This window comes from Flavobacterium rakeshii (genome assembly GCF_009741375.1).
Taxonomy (GTDB): Bacteria; Bacteroidota; Bacteroidia; order Flavobacteriales; family Flavobacteriaceae; genus Flavobacterium; species Flavobacterium rakeshii.
Window position 1 is genome coordinate 209666 of the sequence record NZ_WOWP01000013.1, and the last position, 13630, is coordinate 223295.

The 13630-nt window shown below is 40.1% G+C and carries 13 protein-coding genes; 8 read left to right on the forward strand and 5 right to left on the reverse strand.

The features are described 5' to 3' along the window. The first annotated feature begins 23 nt into the window (after positions 1 to 23). The 6 genes from GN157_RS04755 (at position 24) to tnpA (ending at position 6084) form a co-directional block, all read left to right on the forward strand. Positions 24 to 1160, forward strand: a complete 1137-nt coding sequence (locus GN157_RS04755) for an aspartate aminotransferase family protein (protein ID WP_157481962.1) — start codon at positions 24 to 26, stop codon at positions 1158 to 1160. Positions 1161 to 1183: 23 nt separating this feature from the next. Beyond that, positions 1184 to 2134: an N-acetylornithine carbamoyltransferase gene (locus GN157_RS04760; RefSeq protein WP_157481963.1), complete on the forward strand. Its 951-nt coding sequence runs from the start codon at positions 1184 to 1186 to the stop codon at positions 2132 to 2134. Beyond that, positions 2124 to 2909 carry an acetylglutamate kinase gene (gene argB, locus GN157_RS04765; RefSeq protein WP_157481964.1) on the forward strand — a complete coding sequence of 262 codons (786 nt, stop codon included), beginning with the start codon at positions 2124 to 2126 and terminating at the stop codon, positions 2907 to 2909. Before GN157_RS04760 ends, argB begins: the two co-directional genes overlap by 11 nt. Before the next feature lie 11 nt (positions 2910 to 2920). Then, positions 2921 to 4045, forward strand: coding sequence for a M20 family metallo-hydrolase (locus tag GN157_RS04770; RefSeq protein WP_157481965.1), 1125 nt, complete (start codon positions 2921 to 2923; stop codon positions 4043 to 4045). Further along, positions 4045 to 5355, forward strand: a complete 1311-nt coding sequence (gene argH / locus GN157_RS04775; RefSeq protein ID WP_157481966.1) for an argininosuccinate lyase — start codon at positions 4045 to 4047, stop codon at positions 5353 to 5355. The genes GN157_RS04770 and argH overlap by 1 nt, the downstream gene beginning before the upstream one ends. Positions 5356 to 5622: 267 nt before the next feature. Further along, positions 5623 to 6084 (forward strand): IS200/IS605 family transposase, encoded by a 462-nt coding sequence (gene tnpA, locus GN157_RS04780; RefSeq protein ID WP_157481967.1) that lies wholly within the window; start codon positions 5623 to 5625, stop codon positions 6082 to 6084. 27 nt (positions 6085 to 6111) lie between these two features. Here the strand turns inward: tnpA and ytxJ are convergent, their stop codons facing one another. Beyond that, positions 6112 to 6510, reverse strand: coding sequence for a bacillithiol system redox-active protein YtxJ (gene ytxJ / locus GN157_RS04785; protein ID WP_157481968.1), 399 nt, complete (start codon positions 6508 to 6510; stop codon positions 6112 to 6114). Between the two features lie 128 nt (positions 6511 to 6638). On the opposite strand from ytxJ, the gene clpB reads away from it, so the two are divergent. Beyond that, positions 6639 to 9248 carry an ATP-dependent chaperone ClpB gene (gene clpB / locus GN157_RS04790; RefSeq protein WP_157481969.1) on the forward strand — a complete coding sequence of 870 codons (2610 nt, stop codon included), beginning with the start codon at positions 6639 to 6641 and terminating at the stop codon, positions 9246 to 9248. A gap of 51 nt (positions 9249 to 9299) precedes the next feature. On the opposite strand, the gene can is transcribed toward clpB, so the two are convergent. The 4 genes from can to GN157_RS04810 form a co-directional block, all read right to left on the reverse strand. Then, complete coding sequence (can, locus tag GN157_RS04795; RefSeq protein ID WP_157481970.1) at positions 9300 to 9935, reverse strand: carbonate dehydratase; 636 nt, start codon at positions 9933 to 9935, stop codon at positions 9300 to 9302. A gap of 32 nt (positions 9936 to 9967) precedes the next feature. After that, complete coding sequence (locus GN157_RS04800; RefSeq protein ID WP_157481971.1) at positions 9968 to 11575, reverse strand: SulP family inorganic anion transporter; 1608 nt, start codon at positions 11573 to 11575, stop codon at positions 9968 to 9970. A 100-nt stretch (positions 11576 to 11675) separates the two neighbouring features. Continuing rightward, on the reverse strand, positions 11676 to 11960 hold the full coding sequence (locus tag GN157_RS04805; RefSeq protein WP_035131895.1) for a hypothetical protein: 285 nt from the start codon (positions 11958 to 11960) through the stop codon (positions 11676 to 11678). 57 nt (positions 11961 to 12017) lie between these two features. Beyond that, entirely contained in the window at positions 12018 to 12521 is a 504-nt protein-coding gene (locus GN157_RS04810; protein ID WP_157481972.1) for a Dps family protein, read from the reverse strand. A 133-nt stretch (positions 12522 to 12654) separates the two neighbouring features. Here GN157_RS04810 and GN157_RS04815 point away from each other — a divergent pair, with 133 nt between their 5' ends. Further along, positions 12655 to 13599 (forward strand): LysR substrate-binding domain-containing protein, encoded by a 945-nt coding sequence (locus GN157_RS04815; RefSeq protein WP_157481973.1) that lies wholly within the window; start codon positions 12655 to 12657, stop codon positions 13597 to 13599. The last annotated feature ends 31 nt before the right edge of the window (positions 13600 to 13630 follow it).

Here is a 13630-nt window from a genome sequence, read left to right on the forward strand (position 1 = left end):
TTGCAGGTTAAATAAAAAAAGAAATGAGCAACTTATTCAATGTATACCCTATATATAATATAACTCCGGTAAAGGCACTGGGGGCAAAAGTTTGGGACGATAAAGGACAGGAATACCTTGATTTTTACGGAGGTCACGGGGTTATCTCTGCCGGGCATTCACACCCGCTTTATGTAAAGGCGGTGAGCGAGCAGGTAGCCAAGCTTGGCTTTTATTCCAACTCTATCGAAAATCCGTTACAGGAAGAACTGGGCAAAAAACTGGTTAGCTTTTCGGGTTATCCTGACTATAGCCTTTTCCTTTGTAACTCAGGTGCCGAAGCCAATGAAAATGCCCTTAAACTGGCATCGTTCCATAACGGTAAAAAGAAAGTTATTGCTTTTAATAAGGCTTTCCACGGACGTACCTCTGCCGCAGTAGCCGCTACAGATAACCCATCGATAGTTGCACCAATCAATGCAGGGCACGAAGTGGTTTTCCTTCCGCTTAATGATGAGGAAGCCTTAAAAGCAGAACTGGCTAAAGGTGATGTTTGCTGTGTTATTATAGAAGGGATTCAGGGTGTAGGCGGACTGGATGAGGGCACTACCCTTTTCTTTAAGGCTATAGAAAAAGCCTGCAACGATAATGATGCAGTACTTATACTGGATGAAATACAGAGTGGCTATGGGCGTTCGGGTAAATTCTTCGCACATCAGTACCATGATATAAAGCCGGACATCATCACTATGGCAAAAGGTATGGGTAACGGCTTTCCTGTAGGCGGTATCCTTATCTCTCCTAAGTTTAAGGCTTCATTCGGTTTACTGGGAACTACTTTTGGCGGTAATCATCTTGCCTGTGCAGCCGCAACTGCGGTGCTTGATGTTATAGAACAGGAAAACCTTATGGACAATGTTAATGCTATGAGTACCTATTTTAAGGAACAGGCTGCCCTTATACCACAGGTTAAAAACATCAAAGGACGCGGACTCATGCTGGGACTTGAGTTTGATTTTGAGATAAACGAATTACGGAAAAAACTGATTTATAACGAGTTTATATTCACCGGTAGCGCATCACAAAAAAACCTGCTGCGCATATTACCGCCACTGTCTATAAACAAGGAGGACATAGATCGCTTTTTTATCGGTCTTAAAAATGCATTAAAGGATTTATAAGTTATTTTTCAATTAATTACAAAATGAAATACTTCACTTCGGTAGACGACATTCAGGATCTAAACGAACTGATTACGTTAGCTAAAAACATAAAGCAGGCACCATTTGCCAACAAAAAAACAGGAGAAAACAAAACCCTGGGACTATTGTTTTTTAACCCTAGCCTACGTACCAGGCTCAGTACACAAAAGGCTGCCCTTAATCTTGGGATGGATGCCATTGTGATGAACCTTAATACCGAAGGCTGGGCACTGGAGTTTGAAGACGGCGTAGTAATGGACGGCAACAAAGCCGAACACATTAAAGAAGCTGCACAGGTTGTATCACAATACTGTGACATTATTGCCGTAAGAAGCTTCCCTACCCTTACCGATAAGGAAAAAGATGAGGAAGAGCAGGTAATTTCTGCCTTTAAAAAATATGCATCTGTTCCGGTAATAAGCCTTGAAGGTGCTACCGAACACCCTTTACAGGCTGTAGCTGATGCCCTGACCATAGAGGAATACAAAACCGTAAAAAGGCCTAAAGTGGTACTTACATGGGCACCACATCCTAAAGCGCTGCCGCATGCAGTACCTAACTCTTTCGTTAAGGTGATGAAAAAGGCCGATGTTGATTTTGTTATCACACATCCCGAAGGTTATGAACTTAACCCTGAGTTTACCAAAGGGGTTACCATTACACACAATCAGGATGAGGCTTTTGCCGATGCCGACTTTATTTATGCCAAGAACTGGAGTAATTATATAGATTACGGGCAAATAACCTGTAAAGATCCGTCGTGGACCGTAACAGCCGATAAGATGAAACTTACCAACAATGCTAAGTTTATGCACTGCCTTCCGGTAAGGAGAAATATGATTGTTACAGATGAGGTACTGGACAGTGAAACATCTATCGTTATAGCCCAGGCCAATAACAGGACGTATGCCGCACAGGCAATACTGACCAAAATACTGGAGCATGGAGAATAAGCCAAAACTTACCGTTGTAAAAATAGGTGGCAATGTAATTGACAGTGAATCTGCCCTTAAGGCATTCCTTAAAGATTTTGCAGCACTAAACGGTTACAAAATACTGGTACACGGCGGAGGCAAAATAGCAACCAAAATAGCCGAAGGCTTAGGCATTACTCCCGTTTTTCATGAAGGCAGGAGAATTACCGATAAGCCTATGCTGGATGTGGCGGTAATGACCTATGCAGGACTTATCAATAAAGATATAACGGCACAGTTACAGGCATTGCAAAGCAATGCCTTGGGCTTTACAGGGGCTGATGGTAATATGATACTTTCCGAAAAAAGGAAGAATGCCGCTGTCGATTTTGGTTGGGTAGGTGATATCGTTTCAGTAAACCATGAATTAGTAAAAGTATTATTACAGCAAAATGTAGTCCCTGTATTTTGTGCCATTACACACAATGGTAACGGGCAACTGCTTAACACCAATGCCGACACCATTGCCAGTGCACTGGCCGTAGCCTGCAGTAACGATTTTGACGTAAACCTGCTGTATTGCTTTGAGAAAAAAGGGGTGCTTAGTAATGCCGATGATGACGATTCAATTATAAAAAACCTTAATTTTAGTAAATACAGCCAGTTACGTGAAGAAAAAGTAATCCATTCGGGAATGTTGCCTAAGCTGGAAAACTGCTATGATGCCCTTAACAAAGGGGTATCGGCAGTATATATAGGCAGTCCGGAAATGATAAAACAGAACGATACAACCTGTACACAGGTGTCGCTCTAAAAACAAAACCTATGAGTTTAAAAACGATACATACCCTAACCGAAGAAGCAATATCCCTGCTTAAATCACTTATTGCCACTCCGTCTTTTTCATCGGAAGAAGAGAATACGGCAAAACTGATTGAGGCATGGTTTAATAATAACAATATCCCTTTTAAACGGGAAAACAATAATATATGGGCTTATAACAAGCATTTTGCCGAAGGTAAGCCTACCCTGCTGCTTAACTCACACCATGATACCGTAAAGCCCAATCAGGCTTATACTTTAGATCCGTTTGAGGCTATTGAGCAGGATGGTAAACTGTTTGGACTGGGCAGTAACGATGCGGGAGGCTGCCTGGTATCACTAATCGCTACCTTCACCTACTTTTATGAGGCCGAAAACCTGCCTTATAATATTGTAATGGTTGCCTCGGCAGAGGAAGAAAGTAGCGGTCCTAACGGACTGAACAGTGTACTGAAGCATTTACCCGAACTGGATTGTGCCATAGTAGGCGAACCTACCGAAATGCAGCTTGCCATAGCCGAAAAAGGTTTACTGGTACTGGATGTAACCATAAACGGAACTCCGGGGCATGCTGCACATCCTAACGATGATATGGCCATTTACAACACCTTAAAGGTTATTGAGTGGTTTAGGGATTATACATTTGAAAAGGTATCTGAAGTGTTAGGTCCGGTTAAAATGACGGTTACCCAAATCAATGCAGGAAAACAGCATAACGTTGTTCCGGCGGAATGTAATTTGGTTGTAGATGTAAGGGTAAACGACTGTTACACCAACCTTGAAGTACTGGAGACCATAAAATCGGGTATTGAGAATGGTAAAGTAACAGTAAAACCAAGGTCACTGCACCTTAACTCATCGTCTATCGCAAAAGAGCACGCACTTGTACAGGCAGGAATAGCACTAGGCAGGACAACCTATGGTTCCCCTACCCTTTCAGACCAGTCGGTACTAAGTTGCCAGTCGTTAAAACTGGGACCGGGATTATCACTGCGTTCACACTCGGCAGACGAGTTTATTTATATCAATGAAATTAAAGAAGGGGTTGAACTGTATATAAAAATACTTTCTCAATTCCTTAATTATACTACCAAAACGGCCGATGAGGCCACATTAAAACAACAGTAATGAAACTTTGGGATAAAGGCATACCAACAGATAAAAAAACCGATATATTCACCGTAGGCAATGACCGTGAGCTTGACCTTGTACTGGCAGAATATGATGTTATAGGGTCTATGGCACATGCCAAAATGCTTGGAAAAACAGGACTATTAAACGATAAGGAAGTAAGTGAACTGCTTACCGGACTGGAAGAAATACTGGCAGACATCAAAGCCGGAAACTTTGCGATTGAAGACAGCTTTGAAGATGTACACAGTAAAGTAGAATACCTGCTTACTGAAAAGGTGGGCGATGCCGGAAAAAAAATACACACGGCACGTTCGCGTAACGATCAGGTTCTTACCGATGTTCACTTATACCTAAAAGCTGAACTTACTACCATAAAACAACAGGTAAAGGAACTTTTTGACCTGCTTATGGCTATGGCTAATGAGCATCAAAATGTACTTTTACCGGGATACACACACCTACAGGTTGCGATGCCTTCATCATTCGGGATGTGGTTTTCTGCCTATGCCGAAAGCCTTATTGACGATGTTGTTATGCTAAATGCAGCCCTAACAGTAACCGACCAGAATCCGTTAGGTTCGGCGGCAGGGTACGGAAGCTCGTTCCCTATAGACAGGACTTTTACCACAAACGAACTGGGCTTTGCTACTTTGAAATACAATTCGGTAAGCGCACAAATGAGCCGTGGTAAAACTGAAAAGACAACAGCCTTTGCACTGGCATCGGTAGCGGGGACATTATCAAAACTGGCTATGGATATTTGTTTGTACCTGAGTCAGAATTTCAATTTCATAAGTCTGCCACAGCACTTAACCACAGGGTCGAGCATTATGCCACATAAAAAGAACCCCGATATTTTTGAGCTTATTCGTGGTAAGTGTAATAAAATACAGGCATTGCCGTATGAGCTTACTCTTATAACCAATAATTTACCAAGCGGTTATCATAGGGAATTTCAGTTGCTTAAAGAAGGGCTTTTCCCTTCTTTACAAACGTTGAAATCATGCCTTGAAATGGCACACTATTCCATTAAGGAAATCAAGGTTAATGATAATATACTTGACGATAAAAAATACGACTATCTGTTTACGGTAGATGCGCTTAACGAACTGGTAGCCCAGGGTATACCTTTTAGAGATGCTTATAAAGTTGTAGGTGAACAGGTAGAGAACGGTACGTTTGTTTCGCCTAAAGCCACAAAACATTCTCATGAAGGCAGTATAAACAATTTGTGCTTAAACGAGATTGCACAAAAAATGGAAAATATAATTATTTATTCCCTAAAGGGAAACAATACGTTATAACATCCTATTCTCTACCAATATAAAATCCCTAACGGGATAAGCGATTTATGTATAAATATTATCTGGATTTATAGAATAATCGTTACAGAGTTTTATGTTTTTAATATCTCTTTATACAGGATTCTGGTGTTTCCCGAAAAGAAATTATTACAAGCTAACTTCTAAATCCCGTTAGGGATTTTATATTGGTAGAAATTCACATCATGATATTTATTTTCCCATAGGGAATAAATAGATTTGTTATGTTTGTAGTAAACATCTTACCTCATGGCAAATACCTATACCCAAATACATTTACAGTTTGTTTTTGCAGTTAAACACAGAACTTCTCTAATCTCTCCTATTTGGAAAAAAGAGCTCTACCTTTATATTTCGGGCATTGTAGAAAATAACGGACATAAGCTTTTAGCCATTAACGGCATGCCCGATCATATACACATTTTTATAGGAATGAGACCTACACAGTCAGTTTCTGATTTATTACAAGATATTAAACGTAACTCATCATTATGGATTAACCAAAAAGGCTTTATTAGGGGAAAGTTTGAATGGCAGGAAGGCTATGGAGCTTTTTCATACAGTAAATCACATGTAGAAAATGTCATTAACTATATACATAAGCAGGAAGAGCATCATAAAAAGCAATCTTTCAGGGAAGAATACCTTGAATTTCTAAAAAAATTTGACATTGACTATAATGAAAAATACATCTTTCGTGAGCCCCAATAATAGATGCTCCTTTATATTTTGAGAATATTAACTATATACTATCCTCTGCACTACACCGGCATCAATAGCGCTGTGAGAAGTATCATACACAGCCACTCCTTCTTTAATCAGTATAATTTGTGGCGACTGGTGCATTACGTCAAATCGGTCGGCAATTTCGTTAGATATATCCCTGTGAGATAATAGGTCTAAAAAGTACGGTTTAACCTTATCGGCATCAATAGCATATTCCTGTTCAAACTGCTTTAAAGCCATTCGGCTAACGGCACAGCGAGTGCTGTGTTTAAAGATAATAACAGGAATTTGCTGTGACTCCTCCACTATCTCGTCTAACTGTTTTATTTCTGTTAAATCGTTCCACATTTCTGCTCCAGAACCGCTAACTTTACTGTTAGAATCACCGAATATCTTATCAAAAAAACTCATAATCGTCATGTTTTCAGACACTTTGTCTGTTTAAAAATTAATTTTTCCAGCAAAAACCGACATTTCGTCAGATTTTACTTATTGGAATATAAATTGAATAAAGCATATCAAATTTAAACAATTCGAATATGAACTTTAATAATTATACAATAAAATCACAGGAAGCCATACAAAGAGCACAGCAAATTGCTCAGGGTTATGGCCATCAGCAAATTGAAAACGAGCACATTATAAAGGCTATTCTTGAAGTAGACGAAAATGTGACTCCGTTCTTACTTAAAAAACTTAATGTAAATGTACAACTGTTTCAGCAAATACTGGACAGTACCCTGCAAAGTTTCCCAAAAGTATCGGGAGGCGAAATGTCGTTATCCCGCGATGCGGCTACTGCATTGACCGAGGCATCAAACATTGCCCGTAAAATGAACGACGAGTTCGTTTCCATAGAGCATCTGTTACTGGCTATTTTCAACTCAAAAAGTAAAGTAGCTCAAATTTTAAAAGATCAGGGCGTTACCGAAAAAGGTCTTAAAGCTGCTATTGACGAACTTCGAAAAGGAGAGAGAGTAACATCGGCCAGTGCCGAGGAAACCTACAACTCACTAAACAAATATGCCAAAAACCTTAACCAGTTGGCTAACGACGGAAAGCTGGATCCGGTAATTGGTCGTGATGAAGAAATACGCCGTGTGCTGCAAATACTTTCAAGGCGAACCAAAAACAACCCAATGCTTGTGGGTGAGCCTGGTGTGGGTAAAACCGCTATAGCCGAAGGTTTGGCACACCGTATCATTCAGGGTGATGTGCCCGAAAATCTTAAAAACAAAATTGTTTACTCGCTGGATATGGGTGCCCTTATTGCAGGTGCAAAATACAAAGGTGAGTTTGAAGAAAGGCTTAAATCGGTTGTGAAGGAAGTAACTTCTGCCGAAGGTGATATCGTACTGTTTATAGACGAGATCCATACACTTGTTGGAGCAGGTGGTGGTGAAGGCGCTATGGATGCCGCAAACATCCTAAAACCTGCCCTTGCCCGTGGTGAACTAAGAGCTATAGGTGCCACTACGCTTGATGAGTACCAAAAATACTTTGAGAAAGACAAAGCTCTGGAACGTCGTTTCCAAAAAGTATTGGTAGACGAACCGGATACCGAAAGTGCTATTTCCATACTTCGTGGTATTAAAGAGAAATATGAAACCCACCACCAGGTGCGTATTAAAGATGATGCTATTATAGCAGCGGTGGAGCTTTCGCAACGTTATATTACCAACCGTTTCCTGCCCGATAAGGCTATCGACCTTATGGATGAGGCAGCGTCCAAACTACGTATGGAAATCAATTCCAAACCAGAAGAACTGGATGTACTGGATCGTAAAATAATGCAGCTTGAAATTGAGATTGAGGCCATTAAACGTGAAAACGACGAGACAAAACTGAAATCGTTAGGATTGGAACTGGCTAACCTTAAGGAAGAGCGCAACGAGATATATGCCCGCTGGAAAAGCGAAAAAGATATTGTAGATAATATTCAGGCTACAAAAACAGAGGTGGAGAACTTTAAACTGGAAGCCGAACGTGCCGAACGTGAAGGTGATTATGGTAAAGTAGCCGAGCTTCGTTATGGTAAAATCAAAGAGGCTCAGGAGAAACTGGACGAAATGGAGAAACAGCTTCAGGAGAGCCAAAAAGGAAACAGCCTTATCAAAGAGGAAGTTACCAATGAGGATATTGCCGAAGTTGTTGCTAAATGGACTGGTATACCGGTAACTAAGATGCTACAGAGTGAGCGCGAAAAACTACTTCATCTTGAAGAAGAACTGCACAAACGTGTTGTGGGCCAGGAAGAAGCTATACAGGCCGTGAGCGATGCCGTAAGGCGTAGCCGTGCAGGTTTACAGGATCAAAAGAAACCTATAGGTTCGTTCCTGTTCCTTGGTACAACCGGTGTGGGTAAAACCGAACTTGCTAAAGCCCTTGCCTCCTACCTGTTTGATGATGAAAATGCTATGACCCGTATTGACATGAGCGAATATCAGGAGCGTCACAGTGTGAGCAGGCTTGTAGGTGCGCCTCCGGGATATGTGGGGTATGATGAGGGCGGACAGCTTACCGAAGCCGTAAGGAGAAAACCATACAGCGTGGTACTGCTTGATGAGATAGAGAAAGCCCACCCTGATACCTTTAACATCCTGCTACAGGTGCTTGATGAAGGTCGTTTAACGGATAATAAAGGCCGCTTAGCCGACTTTAGGAATACCATTATCATAATGACCTCAAACATGGGTAGCGGTATTATACAGGAGAAATTTGAAAACCTTAAAGGCGGTATTGAAGCAGCTACAGAGGCGGCTAAAACCGAAGTACTTGGATTGCTAAAACAAACCGTAAGACCGGAGTTTATAAATCGTATTGACGATATTGTAATGTTCACTCCGCTTTCACAGGATAACATCAGGGAGATTGTAAGCCTTCAGCTTAAATCGGTTACCAAACTGTTGTCTAAGCAAAACATTACGCTGGATGCTACTCCGGAAGCTATTGATTACCTTGCCAAACGAGGTTACGATCCTGATTTTGGAGCACGTCCTGTAAAACGTGTAATACAAAAAGAGGTAATGAACGAGCTGTCTAAAGAAATTCTTAGCGGTAAGGTTACCACCGATAGTATTATACTACTGGATAGTTTTGACGGTAACCTGGTTTTCAGGAACCAAACGCCTGAAAAGGATAGTGAATAATAATAGATATAAAAATAAAAAGGGACGCTTAACAGCGTCCCTTTTTTATTGTTACAGGCTAAGGCGGTATACCTTATCCAGATCGTTGTTATCGCTTACGTTAACGCCAAGGTCTTTTACAATCCCCGAGCCTACTCCGTATACCCATCCGTGAAGGTGAAGCGACTGTCCGTTTTTCCATGCACCCTGTACGATAGATGTTTTGGCAAGGTCATACACCTGCTCTTTTACGTTTATCTCTACAAAGGTGTTAAAACGGTCGTCCTCGTTCACAATTGAATCAAGGTATGTTTTATGATGACGGTACACATCTTTAATATGCCTAATCCAGTTATCAATTAACCCTATCGAAGCATTACCCATAGCAGCCTTAACACCTCCACAACCATAATGTCCGCACACAATAACGTGCTTTACTTTAAGTACGTTAACAGCATAATCCAGTACGCTAAGCATGTTCATATCAGAGTGAACAACCATATTGGCAATATTACGGTGTACAAACACCTCTCCCGGTTGTGCGCCTACAATCTCATTTGCAGGTACACGGCTGTCACTGCATCCTATCCATAACAACGGTGGTGACTGCCCCTCGGCAAGTCTTGCAAAATATTCAGGGTCATTGTCAATTTTGCTCTCAACCCATTTCTTGTTGTTCTCTAATAACTGTTTATAAAACTCGCTCATATTTATTCTAGTAAATTATATTCTTTGTAAACTTAGTTGTTTTTATTGTTCCTTTTTGCGTGTTCAAAGAAAACATGTTCTGTAGTATCATCCAGTTCATAGGCATCTTTAAAGCCCACCAGCTGTACCTTTATGTTATTCTCTTTAGCGCGTATATTTTTAAATTCTTTTATTAAATCCTGCACATCATGGGCTATATACTCTGTTTCAGATGCGTTTATAACCACTTTTGAGTTTTGAGGAATATCGTTTAAGGTAGATTTTATTGCCGCCTTGTTAAGGAAAGACACTTCCTGCGCAAGGTCTATGTGTATTATATCGCCTTCTTCATACTGTTCTTTCCTGAAATGGTAAGCCCTTTTAAGGTTACCTTTCAGGATAAATATTATACTTATTGCCATACCTATTGCCACACCTTTTAAAAGATCTATCGCCACAACGGCAATAAGTGTAGCCACAAATGGTACAAGCTGGTATTTACCTTTTTTCCAAAACAGTTTCAGCTTAGCAGGGTTTGCCAGTTTGTAACCAATAAGCAACAGTACAGCTGCTAAGGTAGCAAACGGAATTTTGTTTAGCACAAATGGAATGGCAAGTACACATATCAGTAATAAAAATCCGTGAATTACTGCCGACATCTTGGTTTTTGCGCCCGAGCTGGCATTAGCAGAAGAACGTACCACTACCGATGTAATAGGCAGTCCGCCAATAAACCCGCTCACCATATTACCTATCCCCTGAGCCTTTAGCTCCCTGTTAGTATCTGTATAACGTTTTTGTACGTCCATCCTGTCGGAAGCCTCAATACAAAGCAATGTCTCTACCGATGCTACTACGGCTATGGTAGCTGCCGATATCCAAACATCGGGATTAGCAATAACAGAAAAATCAGGAGTGATTATAAAACCGGCTATATCACTAAAAGACTCCGGCACAGGTAATGTAACCAGGTGCTCAGTGCCTAAAGCAAAATGACTTCCCGTTCTTGTAAATATCTCGTTAAGTAGTATACCGACGATTACCGCCACAAGGGCACCCGGTAACAGTTTCAGTTTTTTTAGCGCAGGGACTCTCTCCCATACAATTAGTATAAGCAGAGATATAATAGTAATAATAACTGCTCCCCCTTCAAAACGCTGAAGAATATCTGGGATATCCGAAAAAGGATTACCACCATCCAGCCTGAAAAGTGACTCGTTACCGTCATAGCTTTTATCATACCCCACGGCGTGTTCCATCTGTTTGATAATAATAATAACCCCAATACCCGCAAGCATCCCCTCTATCACATTAGCAGGGATATAATTGGAGATACTACCCGCCCTTAAAAAGCCCAATGCTAACTGAATTACCCCCGAAAGGAATACAGCAAGCAAAAATGCCTCAAATGAGCCAAGGGTAGCGATGGCTGTTAACACTATGGCAATAAGCCCCGCAGCAGGACCCGATACACTTATGTGTGAGTTACTAAGGGAACCTATTACAATACCACCTACCACACCGGCAATAATACCCGATAAAGGTGGTGCACCCGAAGCAAGGGCAATACCTAAACACAGTGGCAATGCTACTAAAAAAACAACGAGACCTGAAGGAAAATCAGACTTAAAATTGGCAAAAAGATTATTCTTTTTTGTCATAACCGATAAGATATAATACAATTAATACAGTATTAAACATCTGTAACAAACAGACATTTCACTCAAAACCAGCTATATAAAAATAGCGGCAGTAATTGAATTATACCGTTTCGGGAGGTGGAGAAAAAATATCTCCAAAGGCATTATCAAGCCTAAGGAGATATTTTGAATTTATAACTTTAGATTTTTTTTCAACTATAATAAAAGGCATCTCGAACTCGGTTTCGGGTCCGGCTTTAATCTCTTTTATTTCTTTGTGAATCTCTTCTTCGTTAAGACTGTATACCATAGAAATATCCGTGTCATCTTCCAAAAGGCTTATAACCGTAGGGGTTGCCAGGAATGACAGGAAAAGGAATATTACTATTTTTACAAGAAATTTCACATTGCTAAAATAGCGAATATATTTTAAACGGTTCTAAATAAGTTTTGAATCCGTATGTTAAATTTCCTCTTCGCTCCAAGCCTTCATCATCCAGATGGTTTTTTCCTGCTCGGTAATAAAATCACTCATCATAGAGTTAGTACCCTCGTCATTAATTTTATCACTTTCGTCAAGTATCACCCTTTCTATCTTTAATAAATCGCTTAAAGAGGTCATAATAAGCTGAACAGCATCTACATCTTTAGAAACGTTTTTACCTACCTGCAGTCTGTTATTTTTAATATAATCTTCAAAAGTATGTAAAGGTGTTCCTCCCAGTGTAAGTACCCTTTCTGCTATCATATCTATTTTTAGCTGGGCATCATTATAAAGTTCTTCAAATTTTACGTGCAGGTCAAAAAAACGTTTACCGCGAATATTCCAGTGTATTCCTCTCAGGTTTTGGTAATATACCTGGAAGTTAGATAAAAGTATATTTAACTCTGCTGCAATAACTTCGGTTTCTTTTACCGGTAAACCTAATATGTTCGTGGCTTGTTCCTTCTCTTTTTTCGTTTTCATGTTTTACTTGTTTTATTATTTTTAGGTTATCTATACTCTCAAAGTTACAGAAAATAACCTTAAAAAAAATATAAGCGTTATCGATGATTTTTATAATTTTATCATAAAAATCTATACTTAATACTTTTTAGGAATGACCATAACCCAATTGCACTATGTACTGGCTGTAGCCGAATACAAAAACTTTACACTCGCTGCCGAAAAATGCTTTGTAACCCAGCCTACCCTGAGTATGCAAATACAAAAACTGGAGGAAGAACTGGATGTACAAATTTTTGACAGGGGTAAAAAGCCTATTCAGTTAACCGACGTAGGTCAGCAAATTGTAACACAGGCAAGGAGTATTGTTAACGAGTCTAACCGTATTAAAGACATAGTAGACCAACAAAAAGGCTACATAGGCGGAGACTTTAAAATAGGTATTATACCAACGGTTATGCCTACCCTACTCCCTATGTTTATCACCAACTTTACCAATAAGTACCCTAAGGTAAACCTTATTATTGAAGAGCGTACTACCGAGGAGATTATAAAAATGCTGAAAAGCGGGCAACTTGATGCAGCAATAGCAGCTACCCCGCTTAGCGAAGAAAGTATTAAGGAAGTAGTATTGTACTACGAACCCTTTGTGGCTTACATACCGGAAAACAACCCTGCTTTTGGCAAAAAAGAGTTTAGTGTAAAAGATCTTGAAGACAACTTAAATAATATACTGCTATTACAGGACGGACATTGTTTCCGTAACAATGTGCTGAATATTTGTAAGGCGGCATCACTGCCTCAGCAAAACCGTTTCCACCTGGAGAGCGGCAGCTTTGAGACGATGGTTAAACTTGCCGACGAAGGTTTAGGTATGACATTGTTACCTTACCTGCATACGCTAGACATGAGTGAAAAAGCAAAATCAAAACTACGTCATTTTACCGAGCCAAGACCATCGAGAGAAGTGAGTTTAATATACTCCAAAAAAGAACTTAAACTGCACCTTATAGACGCATTACGTACCACTATAACAGGAGTTGTTAGAGGGGCTATCGCCTTCCATAATGTAGAGATTACCTCTCCGCTTCATAAGTAATTATAAAGTGGTCATAAAAATAAAAAAGGAG

Coding starts and splice junctions, on each gene's coding strand:
- GN157_RS04810 (WP_157481972.1), bottom strand. CDS start 12,521: ATGAAAACGAAAAAAGAGAAGGAACAAGCCACGAACATATTAGGTTTA.
- GN157_RS04760 (WP_157481963.1), top strand. CDS start 1,184: ATGAAATACTTCACTTCGGTAGACGACATTCAGGATCTAAACGAACTG.
- tnpA (WP_157481967.1), top strand. CDS start 5,623: ATGGCAAATACCTATACCCAAATACATTTACAGTTTGTTTTTGCAGTT.
- can (WP_157481970.1), bottom strand. CDS start 9,935: ATGAGCGAGTTTTATAAACAGTTATTAGAGAACAACAAGAAATGGGTT.
- ytxJ (WP_157481968.1), bottom strand. CDS start 6,510: ATGAGTTTTTTTGATAAGATATTCGGTGATTCTAACAGTAAAGTTAGC.
- argB (WP_157481964.1), top strand. CDS start 2,124: ATGGAGAATAAGCCAAAACTTACCGTTGTAAAAATAGGTGGCAATGTA.
- GN157_RS04800 (WP_157481971.1), bottom strand. CDS start 11,575: ATGACAAAAAAGAATAATCTTTTTGCCAATTTTAAGTCTGATTTTCCT.
- clpB (WP_157481969.1), top strand. CDS start 6,639: ATGAACTTTAATAATTATACAATAAAATCACAGGAAGCCATACAAAGA.
- GN157_RS04815 (WP_157481973.1), top strand. CDS start 12,655: ATGACCATAACCCAATTGCACTATGTACTGGCTGTAGCCGAATACAAA.
- GN157_RS04770 (WP_157481965.1), top strand. CDS start 2,921: ATGAGTTTAAAAACGATACATACCCTAACCGAAGAAGCAATATCCCTG.
- GN157_RS04755 (WP_157481962.1), top strand. CDS start 24: ATGAGCAACTTATTCAATGTATACCCTATATATAATATAACTCCGGTA.
- argH (WP_157481966.1), top strand. CDS start 4,045: ATGAAACTTTGGGATAAAGGCATACCAACAGATAAAAAAACCGATATA.